At 75.5% G+C, this 16,647-nt stretch carries 12 protein-coding genes and 2 tRNA genes; 5 read left to right on the top strand and 9 right to left on the bottom strand.

The genetic code is table 11. The annotated features are described in order from the left end of the window. Positions 1-37: 37 nt before the first annotated feature. Positions 38-3,292, bottom strand: coding sequence for a S41 family peptidase (locus tag ACFYUY_RS17440; RefSeq protein WP_387901378.1), 3,255 nt, complete (start codon positions 3,290-3,292; stop codon positions 38-40). Between the two features lie 232 nt (positions 3,293-3,524). On the opposite strand from ACFYUY_RS17440, the gene ACFYUY_RS17435 reads away from it, so the two are divergent. Both ACFYUY_RS17435 and ACFYUY_RS17430 read left to right on the top strand, forming a co-directional pair. After that, the gene (locus ACFYUY_RS17435) at positions 3,525-5,222 is read left to right on the top strand and encodes a chitinase (RefSeq protein ID WP_387901376.1); all 1,698 of its coding nucleotides are present in this window, start codon (positions 3,525-3,527) and stop codon (positions 5,220-5,222) included. Positions 5,223-5,395: 173 nt separating this feature from the next. Beyond that, positions 5,396-6,592, top strand: a complete 1,197-nt coding sequence (locus tag ACFYUY_RS17430) for an MFS transporter (protein ID WP_387901373.1) — start codon at positions 5,396-5,398, stop codon at positions 6,590-6,592. 47 nt (positions 6,593-6,639) lie between these two features. On the opposite strand, the gene ACFYUY_RS17425 is transcribed toward ACFYUY_RS17430, so the two are convergent. From ACFYUY_RS17425 to ACFYUY_RS17410, 4 genes are all read right to left on the bottom strand, one after another. Beyond that, positions 6,640-7,272, bottom strand: coding sequence for a DJ-1/PfpI family protein (locus tag ACFYUY_RS17425; protein ID WP_387901370.1), 633 nt, complete (start codon positions 7,270-7,272; stop codon positions 6,640-6,642). Next, positions 7,272-8,258, bottom strand: coding sequence for a GlxA family transcriptional regulator (locus tag ACFYUY_RS17420; RefSeq protein ID WP_387901367.1), 987 nt, complete (start codon positions 8,256-8,258; stop codon positions 7,272-7,274). The genes ACFYUY_RS17425 and ACFYUY_RS17420 overlap by 1 nt, the downstream gene beginning before the upstream one ends. Positions 8,259-8,463: 205 nt before the next feature. After that, positions 8,464-8,537: transfer RNA gene (locus ACFYUY_RS17415), tRNA-Lys, on the bottom strand. Positions 8,538-8,644: 107 nt separating this feature from the next. Continuing rightward, on the bottom strand, positions 8,645-9,553 hold the full coding sequence (locus ACFYUY_RS17410; RefSeq protein WP_360209315.1) for an NADP-dependent oxidoreductase: 909 nt from the start codon (positions 9,551-9,553) through the stop codon (positions 8,645-8,647). Positions 9,554-9,770: 217 nt separating this feature from the next. Here ACFYUY_RS17410 and ACFYUY_RS17405 point away from each other — a divergent pair, with 217 nt between their 5' ends. Next, the gene (locus ACFYUY_RS17405) at positions 9,771-11,354 is read left to right on the top strand and encodes a Na+/H+ antiporter (protein ID WP_387901364.1); all 1,584 of its coding nucleotides are present in this window, start codon (positions 9,771-9,773) and stop codon (positions 11,352-11,354) included. 224 nt (positions 11,355-11,578) lie between these two features. Beyond that, positions 11,579-13,240 (top strand): glucose-6-phosphate isomerase, encoded by a 1,662-nt coding sequence (gene pgi / locus ACFYUY_RS17400; protein ID WP_360209310.1) that lies wholly within the window; start codon positions 11,579-11,581, stop codon positions 13,238-13,240. A gap of 115 nt (positions 13,241-13,355) precedes the next feature. Here the strand turns inward: pgi and ACFYUY_RS17395 are convergent. The 3 genes from ACFYUY_RS17395 to ACFYUY_RS17385 all read right to left on the bottom strand — a co-directional run bounded on the left by ACFYUY_RS17395 (position 13,356) and on the right by ACFYUY_RS17385 (position 14,585). Beyond that, a tRNA-Lys gene (locus ACFYUY_RS17395) sits at positions 13,356-13,429 on the bottom strand. Positions 13,430-13,497: 68 nt separating this feature from the next. Beyond that, positions 13,498-14,055, bottom strand: a complete 558-nt coding sequence (locus ACFYUY_RS17390; RefSeq protein WP_387901361.1) for a bifunctional DNA primase/polymerase — start codon at positions 14,053-14,055, stop codon at positions 13,498-13,500. Positions 14,056-14,210: 155 nt separating this feature from the next. Beyond that, on the bottom strand, positions 14,211-14,585 hold the full coding sequence (locus tag ACFYUY_RS17385) for a hypothetical protein (protein WP_360209305.1): 375 nt from the start codon (positions 14,583-14,585) through the stop codon (positions 14,211-14,213). Between the two features lie 311 nt (positions 14,586-14,896). Here ACFYUY_RS17385 and ACFYUY_RS17380 point away from each other — a divergent pair, with 311 nt between their 5' ends. Further along, a complete protein-coding gene (locus ACFYUY_RS17380) occupies positions 14,897-15,214 on the top strand; it encodes a hypothetical protein (protein WP_360209303.1) in 318 nt (105 codons plus the stop codon). 73 nt (positions 15,215-15,287) lie between these two features. Here ACFYUY_RS17380 and ACFYUY_RS17375 read toward each other — a convergent pair whose 3' ends face one another. Further along, complete coding sequence (locus ACFYUY_RS17375; RefSeq protein WP_387901593.1) at positions 15,288-16,640, bottom strand: AAA family ATPase; 1,353 nt, start codon at positions 16,638-16,640, stop codon at positions 15,288-15,290. Positions 16,641-16,647 lie beyond the last annotated feature (7 nt).

Below are 16,647 nucleotides of genomic sequence, written 5' to 3'. Positions count from 1 at the left end.
TGACCCCCGCGCCCCCCGGGTCCCGCGCCCGGGGGGATCAGCGCGTGCGCGGCGGCAGCGGCGGGCGCCGCAGGTCCGGCCGGGGGGTGGACTCCGGCGGGGGCGCCGCCGCGGGCAGGTCCTCCAGCAGATCCAGGGCGAGCTGGACGGCGGCGACCAGTTCGGGGTGGCGCCCGCGGGCCCAGTCCTGCGGGGTGCGCAGCACGTGCACGTCCGGTTCGACGCCGCGGTTCTCGATCGACCAGCCGAGGCCGCCGCCGAACCAGGAGGCGTTCTTCGGCACCGAGATCTGGGTGCCGTCGCCGAGGGTGTGCCGCCCGGTCATCCCGACCACCCCGCCCCAGGTCCGGTTGCCGATCACCGGGCCGAGGCCGAGCAGCTTGATCGCGGCGATGACCACGTCGCCGTCCGAGCTGGTCGCCTCGTCGGCGAGGGCCACCATCGGGCCGCGCAGCGCGTCCCGGGGCCAGCGGACCGGTTGGCGGTCCCGGCTGAAGTCCCAGGCGAGGACGTGCCGGGTGAGTTTCTCCAGCACCAGTTCGGAGACGTTGCCGCCGGCGTTGCCGCGCACGTCCAGCACCAGGGCCGGCTTGTCCAGCTCGCGGCGCAGGTCGCGGTTGAACTGGGCCCAGCCGGAGCCTCCGAGGTCCGGGATGTGCAGGTAGCCGCACCGGCCGTCGCTGAACTCCCGGACCAGGGAACGGCGTCTGGCCACCCAGTCCTGGTAGCGGATGGCCCGCTCGTCGGTCAGCGGGGTGACGGTGATCCGCCGCACCGGCCCGTCCGGGGCGCTGCGCAGCGCCAGCTCCACGGTGGTCCCGCCGGTGCCGGCCAGCAGCGGCAGCGGTCCGCGGACCGGGTCGACCGGGCGGCCGCCGACGGTCAGCAGCTCGTCGCCGTCCCGCACGCCCTGGGCGGCCAGCGGGGCCCGGGCGCGCGGGTCGGAGGACTCGCCGGGCAGCACCCGGCTGACCAGCCAGCGCCCGTCGGGGGAGCGGTGCGCGTTGGCGCCGAGCAGGCCGAGCGGCTGCTGGGCGAGCGAGGGCCCCTCGCCCCGCCGGGACGGCGTGACGTAGGCGTGCGAGGTGCCGAGCTCGCCGAGGAGTTCGCGCAGCAGGTCGGCGAAGTCGTCCGGGGAGCAGATCCGCTCCAGCAGCGGCTCGTACTGGGCGACCAGCGCCGGCCAGTCCAGGCCGGACATCCGCTCGTCCCAGAACTGGTCCCGGACGATCCGGGCCGCCTCGTGGTAGGCCTGGTGCCACTCGGCGGCCGGGTGCACGGTGTGGGTGATCCGGCGCAGGTCGACGGTGGTGCCGGCGGAGGGGGCCCCGACCGGGACGATCCGCAGGGATCCCGCCGAGTACACCGCGACCGAGCCGCCGTCGCCGGAGACCGCGTAGCCGTCCAGCTTGTCGACCAGGGTGCTCCGGGTGCCGCGGGCCAGGTCGAAGTACTCCAGGGAGGGGCGCCCCGAGGTGTCGTCGGGGCTGGCGAAGGTCTGGCCGAGGGTGCCGGAGATCGGCCAGCGCAGCCAGACCAGGCCGCCGCGCACCGCGTCGGTGGCCGAGTACTTGGAGGCGATCACCGGGAACTGCACCAGCCGTTCGCCGATGCCCTGCGGCTCGACCCGGACGGTGCCGTCGCCGCCGCCGTCCCCGCGCGGGGCGCCGTCCCCGGCGGGGGCGGCGAACGGGGACGGCGTGTCGGCGGTGAGCGGCACGAGGTAGGGGCGGCAGCCCACCGGGAAGGAGAGGTCGCCGGTGTGCACGTCGTGCACCGGGTCGAAGCCGCGCCAGGACAGGAAGGCCAGGTAGCGGCCGTCCCGGGTGAACACCGGCTGCTCGTCCTCGAACCGGCCGTCGGTGACCTCGGTGATCGGCGCGGGGGCGTCGGTCCGGGTGAGCCGGATCCGGCGCAGCGAGCGCCCGGCCACCGGTTGGGACCAGGCGAGCCAGAGCGAGTCGGGGGAGAACCGGGCGCTGGAGACCGGCCCGTAGCCGGACGCGGCGATCTCGCGGACGGCCCCGTCCGCGGCGGAGACCAGCAGCAGCCGCCCGTCCGAGGAGGTGGCCGCCAGGTGCGCGCCGTCGGGGGAGGCGGTGAGCTCCAGGACCCGCCCCAGCCGGCCGGCGGCGAGCACCCGGTGCCGGTGCCGGCCGCCCCCGTCGTGCCCGGGGTCCGGGGTCGCCGGGTCGCCGTGTCCGGGAGCGCCCTCGTGGCCGGGCAGCGGCACCACCTCGACGGCGTCGGCGCCCTCGGCGTCGGTGATCCAGGCGGCCTCGCCGGTGTGCCCGAGCATGACCGGCAGCCGGGTCCGCACGCCCGGGGTGTCGGCGAGGGCGCGGGCCGGGCCGTCCTTGTGGGTGAGCCAGTACTGGCTGCCGCGGACGGTGATCACCCCGGCCCGGCCGCTCTGGTCGCAGGCCAGGTCCTTGACCTGGGAGGCGGCGCTGACCTGGTACGGGCGGCGGCCGGCGCGGGCGCCGCCGAGCGGGACGGCCAGCCGGCGGGGGGCGGGGGCGTCCAGGCCGTCCAGCAGCCAGAGGTCGCCGGCGTGCTGGTAGACGATCCTGGTGCCGTCGGTGGCGGCCTCGCGGGCGTAGTAGGAGGCGTGGTCGGTGTGCCGGCGCAGGTCGGTGCCGTCGGGGCGGCAGGAGTAGAGGTTGCCGATGCCCTCGTGGTCGGAGAGGAAGGCGATCCGGTCGCCGACGGGCATCGGCGAGGCGAGGTGGCCGGGGTGGCCGGCCAGGACCTGCTCGCCGTCGACCCAGAGCCGGCCGGTGGCCCCGCCGCGGTAGCGCTTCCAGGCGGCGGGTTCGTGCGGGGCGGCGCCGGTGAGCAGGACGGTGCGCCGGCGGCTCATCTGCGCGTCGCCGACCGGGCCCCAGGGCATCCGGCGGCCGGGGGAGCCGTCGGGCGGCAGGGCGTGCGCCCAGGTGTAGTGGCCGAACGGTTCGTGGTACGAGGTGACGGCCAGGACCTCGCCGTCGGGCAGCCAGCCGCGCACCCGGGTGTCCTGGCTGCCCCAGTAGCTGAGCCGGCGGGCGCCGCCGCCCTCGACGGGGGCGGTCCACACCTCGGGGGTGAGGCTGAGCCAGCTGGTCCAGGCGAGGGAGCGGCCGTCGGGGGAGAGGCGGGGGTGGCTGACCCGGGTGCGGTCGCAGCCGATCCGCCAGGCCCGGCCGGTGCCGCCGGCGCCGTCCAGCGGGGCGATCCACACGTCGTCCTCGGCGGTGAAGGCGAGCAGGTCGCCGTGCAGGTGCGGGTAGCGGAGGTAGCCGGGCGGGGTCACCCCTCCATCCTTCGACGGGGTGTCACACCCGGCAACCGGGGCGGTTCCCCCGCCGACGCCCCCGCCGGCCCCCGGCGCCCCGCAACCGGTCTGGACCATTGACACCGAAGCGTCGGATCCACTTCAGTGGTCTAGTCCAACTAGGGTGCCAGGCCGGGCCGTTCCCCCCACTGGCGCGTGCTCCGGCGTGCCCTCGGACGTCCCCCACGACCGTGTCACCGCAGGAGCCCCCATGCCCAGAAGCTCACCCCCGCGTCCCCGCGCCCTGATCGCCGCCGGCACCGCCTCCGCCGTCGCCGCTGCCACCCTGGTCGGCCTCACCCTGGGCCTGGCGCCCGCCGCCTCGGCCGGCGAGTTCCTGGTCAACGGCGGCTTCGAGTCCGGCTCGCTCGGCCCCTGGAGCTGCAGCGGCGGCACCGGCAGCGTCGTCACCGCCCCCGTGCACGGCGGCACCCGTGCGCTGGCCGGCGCCGCCACCGCGGGCGACACCGCGCAGTGCGCCCAGACCGTGGCCGTCGCCCCCGGCACCACCTACACGCTCAGCGCGTACGTCAACGGCTCGTACGTCTACCTGGGCGTCGACGGCGGCGGCCCCAGCACCTGGACCCCCGGCACCGGCGGCGGCTACCAGAAGCTCAGCCTCAGCTTCACCACCGGCGCCAACCAGACCAGCGCCACCGTCTACACCCACGGCTGGTACGGCCAGGGCACCTACTACGCGGACGACGTCTCGCTGGACGGCCCGGGCGCCCCCACGCCCACGCCCACGCCGACCGCGACCGCCTCGCCGACGGCCACCGCCTCGCCGACCGCGACCGCCAGCCCCACCGCCACGGCCTCGCCCACCGCCACCGGCTCGCCCACCGCGACGAGCAGCCCGACCGCCACCGGCACCCCGACCACCCCGCCCGCCGGCGGCCACACCCTGGTCGGCTACCTGCACGCCAGCTTCGCCAACGGCGCCGGCTACACCCGGATGGCCGACGTCCCGAACTCCTGGGACTTCATCGACCTCTCCTTCGGCGAGCCCACCTCCGTCACCTCCGGCGACATCCGCTTCAACCGCTGCTCCGCCGCCGACTGCCCGGGCGTGGAGTCCGACGCCGACTTCAAGGCCGCCATCGCCGCCAAGCGCGCCCAGGGCAAGAAGGTGCTGATCTCGATCGGCGGCCAGAACGGCCAGGTCCAGCTGACCACCGCCGCGGCCCGGGACACCTTCGTCAGCTCGGTCTCGGCGATCATCGACAAGTGGGGCCTGGACGGCCTCGACATCGACTTCGAGGGCCACTCGCTCTCCCTCAACACCGGCGACACCGACTTCAGGAACCCGACCACCCCGGTCATCGTCAACCTGATCTCGGCGCTGAGGACCCTGAAGGCCAAGTACGGCCAGGGCTTCGTGCTGACCATGGCGCCGGAGACGTTCTTCGTCCAACTCGGCTACCAGTACTACGGATCCGGCCCCTGGGGCGGTCAGGACCCGCGGGCCGGCGCCTACCTCCCGGTCATCCACGCGCTGCGCGACGACCTCACCCTGCTGCACGTCCAGGACTACAACTCCGGCTCCGTCATGGGCCTGGACAACCAGTACCACTCGATGGGCGGCGCGGACTTCCACGTCGCGATGACCGACCTGCTGCTCACCGGCTTCCCGGTGGCGGGCAACACCGCCAACGTGTTCCCGCCGCTGCCCGCCTCCAAGGTGGCCGTCGGCATGCCCGCCACCACCAACGCCGGCAACGGCTACGTCTCCCCGGCCGAGGTGGACAAGGCCCTGGACTGCCTCACCCGGCTCGCCAACTGCGGCTCCTACGTGCCGCGTTCGGGCGCCCAGCCGAACCTGCGCGGGCTGATGACCTGGTCCGTCAACTGGGACCAGTTCGGCGGCCGGGAGTTCTCCAGGAACTTCGACGGGTACTTCCACCGCTGACCGGCCGCCCGGCCCCCGCGCCGTGCGGGGGCCGGGCACCGCACCGGAGCACGCGAACGCACGCGAACGGCACGCGAACGCATGCCAACGCGCCTGAACACACGTGACCGCACGTGAACCGCGCCGGAACGCACTTGAACCTGACACCGGTGTGAGGTTCGAGCATGGTCCCCATGGCGACCACACAGCTCCCGACCCCCGCGGCGCGCGGGCGGTCCCCGTTCCCGCTCCCGTCCCTGCTCGCACTGGCCACCGCCGTCTTCGTCACCGCACTGACCGAGACCCTGCCCGCCGGCGTCCTGCCAGGAATGGGCGGGGCCCTCGGCGTCGGCGAGTCGGCGGCCGGGCAGACCGTCACCGTCTACGCACTCGGCACCGCCGCCACCGCGATCCCGCTGACCGCGGCCACCGCCGGCTGGAGCCGCAAGCGGCTGCTGCTCGGTGCGATGGCCGGCTTCGCCGTGGCCAACACGGTGACCGCGGCCTCCACGAACTACCCGCTCACCATCGCCGCCCGCTTCCTCGCCGGGGTCGCGGCCGGCCTCGCCTGGGCGCTGCTGGCCGGCTACGCCCGCCGTCTGGTGCCGGCCGGGCAGCAGGGCCGGGCCATGGCCGTCGCCATGGCGGGCGTGCCGGTGGCGCTCTCGCTGGGAGTACCGGTCGGCACCTTCCTCGGCCGGGTGCTGGCCTGGTGGGTGCCGTTCCTGGCCATGACGGCACTGGCGGTCGGCGTGATCGGCTGGATCGCGGCGGCCCTGCCGGACCAGCCCGGCCGGGCGGACGGCGACCGGACCCCGGTACGGCGCGCGCTCGCCCTGCCCGGAGTCCGGCCGGTGCTCGCCGTGACGGTGCTCCTCGTCCTCGCCCACACCGTCCTGTTCACCTACGTCGCACCGTTCCTCGACCGGGCCGGCCTCGGGACCGCGACCGACTCGGTGCTGCTGGTCTTCGGGGTGGCCTCGCTGGTGGCGATCTGGTTCACCGGCGTGCACATCCACCGCCGGCTGCGGTGGCTGACCGCGGGCGGCGTCCTGCTGATCGCGGCGGCGGCGGCCCTGCTGGGCCTGTGGCCCGACGGCTCGCCGCTGGTCCACCTCGCGGCGCTGCTCTGGGGCCTGGGCTGGGGCGGCGCGCCGGCCCTGCTGCAGACCGCCGCCGGCGACGCGGGCGGCGCGCAGGCGGACGCCGCCCAGGCCGCGCTGGTCACCCTGTGGAACGTCGCGATGGCGGGCGGCGGCGTGGCCGGCGGCCTGGTGCTGGGCCGGTTCGGCACCGGGGCGCTGCCGTGGACCGTCCTGCTCCTGCTGGTACCGGTCCTCGCGGTGGTGCTCGGCGCCCGGGCCCACGGCTTCCCGGCCCGGCGCACCTGACGCCCGGCCGGGAAGCCCCGGGGCCGACAGAGGACCCCGGACACGTCCTAGAGCAGCAGCCCCTTCGCCAGCAGGTCCTCGACCATCCCGGCCGGCGCGCTCGCGGTGGAGCCCGTCGAGTAGGGCGGCTGCGGGTCGTACTCGATGACCAGCTGGATCGCCTCCGCGACGGAGTCCCCGGCGAGCCGGCCGGTCAGCGACAGCGCCAGGTCGATCCCGGCCGAGACCCCGGCCGCGGTGGCGTACTTGCCGTCGATCACGACCCGCTCGGCGGCCGCCGGCTCGGCGCCGTACCGAGGCAGCTGGTCCAGGCAGCACCAGTGCGAGGTGGCCCGGCGCCCGGTCAGCAGTCCGGCGGCGCCGAGCAGCAGGGAGCCCGAGCAGACCGAGGTCGTCCAGCGCGTGGTGGCGTCCACCGCGCGGACCCACTCCAGCAGGGCCGCGTCCGCGAGCCGCTCCTGCGTCCCGGGCCCGCCGGGGACGAGCAGCACGTCGGCCGCGTCCACCTCGTCCAGGGCGGCGTCGGCGGTGAGCGCCAGGCTCGCCATGTCGGTGCGCACCGGCCCGCGCCGGGCGGCGGTGAACACCACCTCGGCGCCCGGGATCCGGGACAGCACCTCGTAGGGGCCGACGGCGTCCAGGGCGGTGAACTGGTCGTACAGCAGGACGGCGATGCGCATCAGGTTCCTCCGGTTCGGTGGGTGGTGGGGCCGGGGTGGAAGCGGCGCCGGTACTCGGTGGGGGCGACGGCCAGGGCCCGGACGAAGGCGCGCCGCATCGCCTCCGGGGTGCCGTAGCCGCAGGAGCGGGCGACCTCCTCGATCCCGTCCGCGGTGTCCTCCAGCCGGCGCCTGGCCGCCTCCAGCCGCACGCGGTCCACGTACCGGCCGGGGGTGACCCCGACCTCGGCGGCGAAGGCGCGGGCGAAGTGCCGCGGGGACAGCGCCGAGCGGCGGGCCAGTGCCTCGACCGAGAGGTCGTCCTCCGGGTGTTCGGCGATCCAGCGCTGGACCTCGCGCAGCGGGTCGCGGGCCGCGACCTGGGCGGCCAGCTGGGTGCTGAACTGCGCCTGGTTGCCCGGCCGGCGCAGGAAGACCACCAGGTGACGGGCGATCAGCAGCGCGGCGTCGCGCCCGAGGTCCTCCTCGACCAGGGCGAGGGCCAGGTCGATCCCGGCGGTCACCCCGGCGGAGGTGGCCACCGGCCCGTCCCGGACGTGGATCGGCTCGGGGTCGACCCGGACGTCCGGGAAGCGCCGGGCCAGCGTGTCGCAGTACGCCCAGTGGGTGGTGACCCGGCGGCCGGCCAGCAGTCCGGCCTCGGCGAGCAGGAACGCCCCGGTGCACACCGACGCCACCCGCTCGGCCCCCTCGGCCAGCTCCCGGATCCGCGCCACCAGTGCCGCCCGGCCCGGGTCGTCGGCCTCCGCCCCGCCGGGGACCAGCAGGGTGTCCGCCGGGCCGGCCCCGGCCAGGTCCGCGTCCGGCAGCAGCCGCAGGCCGCTGCGGCTGCGCACCGGGGCGCCGCCGGGCGAGGCGGTGGTCAGCCGGTAGGCGCCGGGCCGCCCGGCGGCGGCGCCCGCCCCCGCGAACACCTCCAGGGGGCCGGTCACGTCCAGGCTCTGCACGCCGTCGTAGAGGACGACGAGCACGCTGCGTGCTCTCATCCGGCCAGCCTGTCAGCGGGCTCCGATGGCGGCAATGACCTGTTTCCCACCTTTCCTGCCACCGCGGGCGCCCGGCCGCGGCGGCAGGCGTGCCGGAGACGGAAGGGCCCCTGGACGGGGGAGCGGCGGAAGCCCCTGGGCGGGGGAGCGGAGCCGGAAACGCCGGAAGGCCCCTCGCTCTCGCGAAGGGCCTTCCGGCTGTCTGTGCGCCGCCAGGGACTCGAACCCCGGACCCGCTGATTAAGAGTCAGCTGCTCTAACCAACTGAGCTAGCGGCGCCTGCTGACGTGGAGAACATTACCTGGTCAGCAGCAGAAACACACAATCGGCCCGGACGGGCGGCAGTCGGAGCGGCCGGCGCCCGGGCCGGGGTCGGCCGGCGGCCGTCAGGGGACCAGGACGACCTTGCCCCGGACGTGCCCGGTGCCGACCATCCGGTGCGCGTCCGCGGCGCGCTCCAGCGGGAAGGCCTCGGCCACCTCCAGCCGCAGGCCGCCGGCCTCCCAGAGCCCGACCAGCTCGGCCAGCCGGGCGGCGGTCCGCTCCGCCCGCAGCCCGCGCACCCCGAGCCGTTCGGCGCCCGGGTAGTCGACCACGGTGCCGATCCGCGCCCGGTCCGCGACCAGCTCGACCGAGGCCTCCAGCGCGCCCCGCCCGGCGGCGTCGAAGGCGGCGTCCACGCCCTGCGGCGCCACCGCCCGGACCCGCTCGACCAGCCCCTCGCCGTAGGCGACGGGAACGGCGCCCAGCCCGCGCAGGTACGCGTGGTTGCGCTCGCCGGCCGTGCCGATCACGGTGGCGCCCCAGGCCCGGGCGAGCTGGACGGCGACGGTGCCGACTCCGCCGGACGCACCGTGCACCAGGACGGTGTCGCCGGGGCCGACGCCCAGCAGGCGGAGGGCCATGTGCGCGGTCTGGCCGGAGGCGGAGAGCGAGCCGGCCTGCTCCCAGGGCATCGCGGCGGGCTTGGCGACCAGCTGGGCGGTGTCCACGGTGACGAACTCGGCGTGGCAGTTCAGGAGCCGGAAGCCCAGGACCTCGTCGCCGACCTGCCAGCCGTGGCTGCCGGGGCCGAGCCGGTCGACCACCCCGGCGAACTCGTTGCCGAGGACGAACGGCGGCTCGATCCGCGCCCCGGGCGGGGAGAAGCCCTCGCGGACGGCGAGGTCGACCGGCTGGACCCCGGCCGCGCGGACCCGGACCCGCACCTCGCCCGGCCCGGGCAGCGGGTCGGGCGTCTCGGCCGCCCGCAGGACCTCCGGTCCGCCGAACCCGGGAACGGTGACTGCCTTCATGGGTGCTCCTGCCCTCTCGGTCGTGCGCGCGTGCCGCGGCGGGTCCGCGCCGGCGTGTCCGCGTCCGCGGGGGAGTGTCCGCCGCGGGCCGCGCGCCGATCCTCGAACCTGAAGCGCGCTTGAGGTCAAGCACCTCCCGGCGTGTCCCCCGGGATAGGCGCATTGTCAGATTTATCCTGGCGGCGCTCAGCCGTCCGCCGTCGAGAGGAACCTCCCCGTGGGTCAGCTGCCCCTGCTGTTCCTGGTGCTGCTCGCCTCCGTGGTGACCATGCCGCTGGCCCGCCGGACCGGGGTGCCGCAGCCGGTGCTGATGACCCTGCTCGGCATCGTCATGGCGCTCGTCCCGCAGATCCCGGACATCACCATCGAGCCCGAACTGATCCTGCCGCTGGTCCTGCCGCCGCTGATCTTCGCGGTCGCCCGGCGCTCCTCGGTCCGCTACTTCAAGGCCAACGTCCGCTCGATCCTGCTGCTCGCCGTCGCCCTGGTCGTGGTCACCACCGTCGCCGTGGCCGGCACCGTGCACTGGCTCCTGCCCGCGCTGCCGCTGGCCGCCGCGATCGCGGTCGGCGCGCTGGTCTCCCCGCCCGACCCGGTCGCCGCCGTCGCGGTGGCCGGCAGCGTGGGACTGCCCCGCCGCCTGGTGGCGATCCTGGAGAGCGAGGGCCTGTTCAACGACGTCACCGCGATCGTCATCTACTCGCTGGCCATCGACGCCGTGGTGAGCGACGACTTCTCGGCCGGCCACGCGATCCTGCGCTTCGTGCTCTCCGCGGTGCTCGCCGTGGTGGTCGGGATCGTCCTCGGCTGGGTGAACAGCAAGCTCGCCGAACTGCTGGACGACCCGACCCAGCAGGTCGCGCTCAACCTGCTGGTGCCCTTCGCCGCCTACACCATCGCCGAGGAGATCCACGGCTCCGGCGTCCTCGCCGTGGTGATCTGCGCGCTCTACCTCGCCGAGCGGGCCGCCGACGCCGACGCCGTCTCCTACCGGCTCGTCGGCAACGCCTTCTGGGAGGTCGTCGAGATCCTGATCACCGGCGTCGCCTTCGGCCTGATCGGGCTGGAGCTCGCCACCGTGCTCAAGGAGGCCGGCACCGGCTGGACCGGCATGCTCGGCGACGCCGGGGTGGTGATCGCCGTCGTCGTCCTGGTCCGGCTGCTCTGGCTGCTGCCGGCCGGCTGGGTCTCCCGGCGGCTGCGCTCGGGCGAGGAGGAGGACACGCCGTTCAGCTGGCGGGAGAGCGTGGTGCTCTGGTGGTCCGGCATGCGCGGCGTGGCCACCGTCGCTCTGGCCCTCGCCATCCCGCTGACCGTGCACTCCGGCGCGGACTTCCCCGAGCGCGGCCGACTGGTCTTCATCGCCTTCAGCGTGGTGCTCTTCACCCTGCTGGTCCAGGGCCTGACCCTGCCCTGGCTGGCCAAGCGGCTGCAGCTGGACATCGACCAGGACCGCCACGAGCAGGCCGTCCGCCGGCTCTGGTGGCGGGCCGCCAAGGCCGGGCTGCTGCGGCTCGGCGAGCTGGAGGAGCAGGACCGGCTGCCCGCCGAGGTCGCCGACCGCCTGCGGGACCGTCAGCACGACCGGCTGGCCCGGCTCTGCCCGGAGAACTACGCGGAGGAGGAGGCCGCCGAGGCGAAGCTGCGGCTCTCCCAGTGGCGGGCTGCCCGGGAGGTCGAGCAGGAGATGATCGCCGCGTCCCGGCGCGAGATGCTGGTCGCCCGCAGCGAGGCGGGCACCGATCCGGAGCTGGTCGACCAGGTGCTGCGCGGGCTCGACCTGCGCTCCGAGAGGAAGTGACGCACCGTCGGTCCACCCCGCTGAAACCTCCCCGTCACCGGGCGGCCGACCCGCCTCGGGACGTGACCGAACGGAATGTGCGCGGCCCCGCCGGACGTTGCATAGGCTGAGCCCGGGCAGGCCGTCAACGGAGTCGGCGCACCACCAGTACCCGCACGACCTCGCGAAACCCTCACCGCCTGGCCCTGCCGGTATCTGCACCCAGATGAATCGAGGAACCACCGATGTCGGAGACCCGCGCCGACGCCCGCACCCCGCTCGACCGGACCCCGCAGTGGGCGGCCCTCGGCAAGCACCGCGCCGAGCTGGGCGAGACGCACCTGCGCGAGCTGTTCGCCGCCGACCCGGAGCGCGGCCGCCGCTACACCCTCCAGGTCGGCGACCTGCACGTGGACTACGCCAAGCACCTGGTCACCGACGAGACGCTGGAACTGCTGCGCGAGCTCGCCGCGGCCACCGGGGTCGCCGGGCTGCGGGACGCGATGTTCCGCGGCGAGAAGATCAACAACACCGAGCAGCGCGCCGTCCTGCACACCGCGCTGCGCGCCCCGCGCGGTGCCGTGGTCGAGGTCGACGGCGAGAACGTCGTGCCCGCCGTGCACGCCGTCCTGGACAAGATGGCCGGCTTCGCCGACCGGGTCCGCGGCGGCGAGTGGCGCGGCCACACCGGCAAGGCGATCCGCACCGTCGTCAACATCGGCATCGGCGGCTCCGACCTCGGCCCCGCGATGGCCTACGAGGTGCTCCGCTCCTACGCCGAGCGCGACCTGGACGTCCGCTTCGTCTCCAACGTGGACGGCGCCGACCTGCACGAGGCGGTGCGCGACCTCGACCCGGCCGAGACGCTGTTCATCGTCGCCTCGAAGACCTTCACCACCATCGAGACCATCACCAACGCGGTCTCCGCCCGGGACTGGCTGCTCGCCGGGCTGGGCGCCGGCACCGAGGCCGTGGCCAAGCACTTCGTCGCGCTGTCCACCAACGCGCAGGGCGTGCACGACTTCGGCATCGACACCGCCAACATGTTCGAGTTCTGGGACTGGGTCGGCGGCCGCTACTCCTACGACTCGGCGATCGGCCTCTCGCTGATGATCGCCATCGGCCCGGACGCCTTCCGCGAGATGCTGGACGGCTTCCACCTGGTCGACGAGCACTTCCGCACCGCCCCGCCGGAGCAGAACGTCCCGCTGCTGCTCGGCCTGCTGGGCGTCTGGTACGGCGCGTTCTTCGACGCCCAGGCGCACGCCGTGCTGCCGTACTCGCACTACCTCTCCAAGTTCACCGCCTACCTGCAGCAGCTGGACATGGAGTCCAACGGCAAGTCGGTGACCAGGGACGGCACGCCGGTGAACTGGCAGACCGGGCCGGTGGTCTGGGGCACCCCCGGCACCAACGGGCAGCACGCCTACTACCAGCTGCTGCACCAGGGCACCAAGGTGATCCCGGCCGACTTCATCGGCTTCGCCCGGCCCGTCGCCGACCTGCTCCCGGGCCTGGTCGCCCAGCACGACCTGCTGCTGGCCAACTTCTTCGCGCAGACCCAGGCGCTGGCCTTCGGCCGGACCCCGGAGGAGGTCGCGGCCGAGGGCGTGCCCGCCGAGCTCGTCCCGCACAAGACGTTCCGGGGCAACCACCCGACCACCACCATCCTGGCCGCCGAGCTGACCCCCTCGGTGCTCGGCCAGCTGGTCGCGCTCTACGAGCACAAGGTGTTCGTCCAGGGCGCGATCTGGAACATCGACTCCTTCGACCAGTGGGGCGTCGAGCTGGGCAAGGTGCTGGCCAAGCGGATCGAACCCGTGCTGCTCACCGGCGAGGGCGCCGACCAGCTGGACGGCTCCACCGCGGAGCTGGTGGCCCGCTACCGCGCACTGCGCGGCCGCTGAGCCCCGGCCGGGCCGTCCGCTCCCGCGGGCGGCCCGCCGCCCGGGCGCTCCCGGGCCCCGCACGCGGAAACGCCGAAGGGCCCCTCGCTCTCGCGAGGGGCCCTTCGGCCGTCTGTGCGCCGCCAGGGACTCGAACCCCGGACCCGCTGATTAAGAGTCAGCTGCTCTAACCAACTGAGCTAGCGGCGCCTGCTGACAGAGAAGACTCTAGCAGCGGCCCCGGGCCGCGCCAAAATCGAATACCGTCCGTCCGGGGTTCACCCGCCGGTCACCACCGCCGCGCCGACCGGCACCGCCGCACCGGGCTCCCGGGCCGCCCGCACGCAGGCCCACAGCACCACCGAGGCACCGGGCAGCCACGGCTCGCGGTCCTCCGGCGCGACGATCCACCGGCCGGAGCCCAGCCCCGGGGAGTCCGGGCCGTTCACCATCCGCTGCACCGGCGGCACCGTCACCGTGTCGCCCCGCCCGTGACAGAGCAGCGGCGGCACGTCCCGGGCCCACTCCTCCCAGGCCAGCAGCCGGCGCAGCCTGGGCGCCGCGCCGGGCCGCACGAACAGCAGGGTCCGCCCCCGGTAGGAGGCCACCGGGCCGCAGCCGGGGCCGGAGGCCCACAGCTCGTCCAGCACCCGGCGGCCGAACAGCGACGGCATGCTGATCACGTCGAAGGCGCGACCGCAGGGCAGCACCGAGGGCGCCCACGGGCGGGCCTCCCAGAGGGCGCGCATGCTGCGCGGGTACTCGCTGGCGGAGGCGAGCCAGGCCTCCCCGGCGACGGTGACGTACTCCACCGACTGATAGGTCCAGATGTCCACGCACAGCAGCCTGCGCGCTCGGCGGGCCGGACGGGAGGGAAAGCGCCGTTCGTCGGACAGGGCGGCGCGGCACGGCGTACCCTTCCCGCCGCGCATATGCCAGCGGCGCGTGTCCGGGGCCCGTGTGGCGGACGGGGCGGATGCGGCGCCGGGGCTCAGTCCTCGTGGCGGCGGGGCTGGAGCAGCCCGCGGCCGTACTCGATCATCTTGGCCGCGTAGTCCGGGGTCCAGTCCGCGCGTCGGGCGATCTCGGTGTCCGGCAGCGCGTCGAACCGGCGCGGGTCGGCCAGCTGCGCGGCGGCGACGGCCTGGAAGTCGGTGGCCCGCTCCGCGGCGGCCCGGAAGGCCAGGGCCAGCTCGGTGGAGCGGCGCAGCAGCTCCGCGGGGTCGTCGATGGACTCCAGGTCGAAGAACCGTTCCGGCTCCGGCTCGGCGGACTGCGGCTCGAACAGCAGCTGCGCCGGACGCTGGCGTCGCGCGGGGTCGGACGGACCACCGTGGTCGGACGCCTTCGTGTGGGAGTCGGGCATGGACGGACACCTCCGGGGCTCGATGAGGGGGTGGGCGGCGGCTGCTCCGGGCCGCGCCGCCCGGTTGTGGCCGTCGTCCATTGTCGCGCGGCGGCGGCCGGTAACGGAACGGTGCGCGTGCGGGCGCTATTCCCCCGCACGCGCCGGGGGCGCGCCCCCGCGGCCCGGGTACCCCTTCGGGTGGTCCCGGCGCCGTGCCGTCATCGCGGCCCGGCCTGCGGCGTTGTCCCGGGTGAACCGGCACCGGCCGACGTGCCGACGCCGGCCGACGTGCCGACCGACCGCCGTCCGACCGCCGTCCAAGGAGGACCATGCGCACCGGGAAGACCCTCGCGACCCTGTCCCTCGCCCTGCCGCTCGCCCTGCCGATCGCCGCCACGGCCCCCGACGCCGTCGCCGCCGAGACCACCGTCGTGGTGACCGGCGGGCAGAGCGCACCCGGCGGCTGGTCGACGGCGACCTGCCCGGCCCGCAGCCACCTCACCGGCGGCGGCTACACCCTCACGCCGGCCGATCCCGCCGACGCCGTCCTGGTCAGCGCCCCCGTCCCGGACGCCCCGGCCACCTGGGCGGCCCGGGCGGCCCGCGGCGTCGTCCGGGCCTACGCGCTCTGCGAGACCGAGGACTGACCGGCACCGGCCGAGGACCGACGCCGGACCGGCCCGGGAGCGACCGCCGGGCCGCCCACGGCCGCCCCGGCGGTCAGCGCAGCCGGACCCGGTGGCCGCCGAGGTGGTGCAGCACCTCGTGATTGGCCTCCCAGCCGTCCGGGAAGCTCACCGGGGCGCCCAGCTGCACCGGCTCGGTCGACGGGTGCTCGTCCAGCAGCTCGCCGATCCCGGCCCGGGCCACCACGATGCAGGCGTGCCGGTGCCGGGAGGCGAGCACGCACAGCCGGCCCGTCTCCAGGTGGAAGGCCGTCGCGTCCGGCCGCCCGGAGAGCGGGTGCAGCACCACGGTGGCGTCGTACTCGCGGCCCTGCAGCCGGTTGGCGGTGTCCACCGTGACGGCCGGGCCGGCCGCCACGTCCACCGGGACGCCCGCCCTGAGCAGGGCCGCCCGGACGGCCGCGGCCTGGTCCCGGTGGGCGGTCCCGACCGCGATCCGGCCCGCGGTGAGCGGGGCGGAGCCCTGCTCGGAGTGGGCGGTCAGCCCACGGTCCAGCAGTCGGCGGACGGTGGCCGCGACGGCCGCCACCGCCTGCGGGTCGGTGCGCACGGTGTGCCGGGCGGGCAGCTCCAGCAGGGCCCAGCCGTGCTCGGCGGCCCGGTCGATCGCGGCGTCCAGCGCCGAGCCGTCCGGCCGTACCGCGGCCGTGAGCCGGCGGTCGTCCGGCCCGGTGCCGGAGCGGAACGGCGTGTACGGGTAGAAGGCCCGCGAGATCAGCGGCGCCGCGCTGGCCGGCAGCCGCCAGGAGACCGGCAGCCGGTGCGGCTCGATCTGCGGGTTGTGCGCCAGCATGGTGACCACGGCGCTGCTCGACGGGTCGTAGGACAGGCCCGCCCACTGCTCGGTGCCGACCACGGTGAACGGGTCCAGCTGGCCGGGGTCGCCGACGAACAGCGCCCGCTCGAACAGCCGGGCCACCGCGAGCAGCGCGTCCGAGCGCATCTGGTACGCCTCGTCGACGATCGCGTGCCGCCACGGCGCCTCGGCCCGCACCCACTGCCACTTCGCCGAGGTGGAGATCACCACGTCCTGCTCGACCAGGTCGGCCACCTTGTCGGAGGGCGTGACGTTGGCGTGCCGCAGCACCTCCGGGCCGGGCCGGGCGTCCGCGGCGTGCAGCCGGCCGATCGTCAGCTCCGGCGCCTTCTCGGCCAGTCGGCCGACGAGGTCGTCCACCTGGCCGTTGGTCTGGGCGACGATCATCAACCGCTCGCCGGCCCCGACCAGTTCGCGGGCGGCGCGCACCACCAGCGTCGACTTCCCGGCCCCGGGCGGGGAGTCCACGACCACCCCGCGCGGGGCGCCGGCCGGCGGGTGGACCGTCGCCGCCAGGATCCGGGCCACGGCGGCGTCGGCGGCCTCGCCGGGCGCCTGCTCGGTGCTCATCCCGCCC

Source organism: Kitasatospora sp. NPDC004745, from assembly GCF_042873275.1.
Lineage (GTDB): Bacteria > Actinomycetota > Actinomycetes > Streptomycetales > Streptomycetaceae > Kitasatospora.
This window is presented reverse-complemented; position numbering and strand designations above follow the sequence as displayed.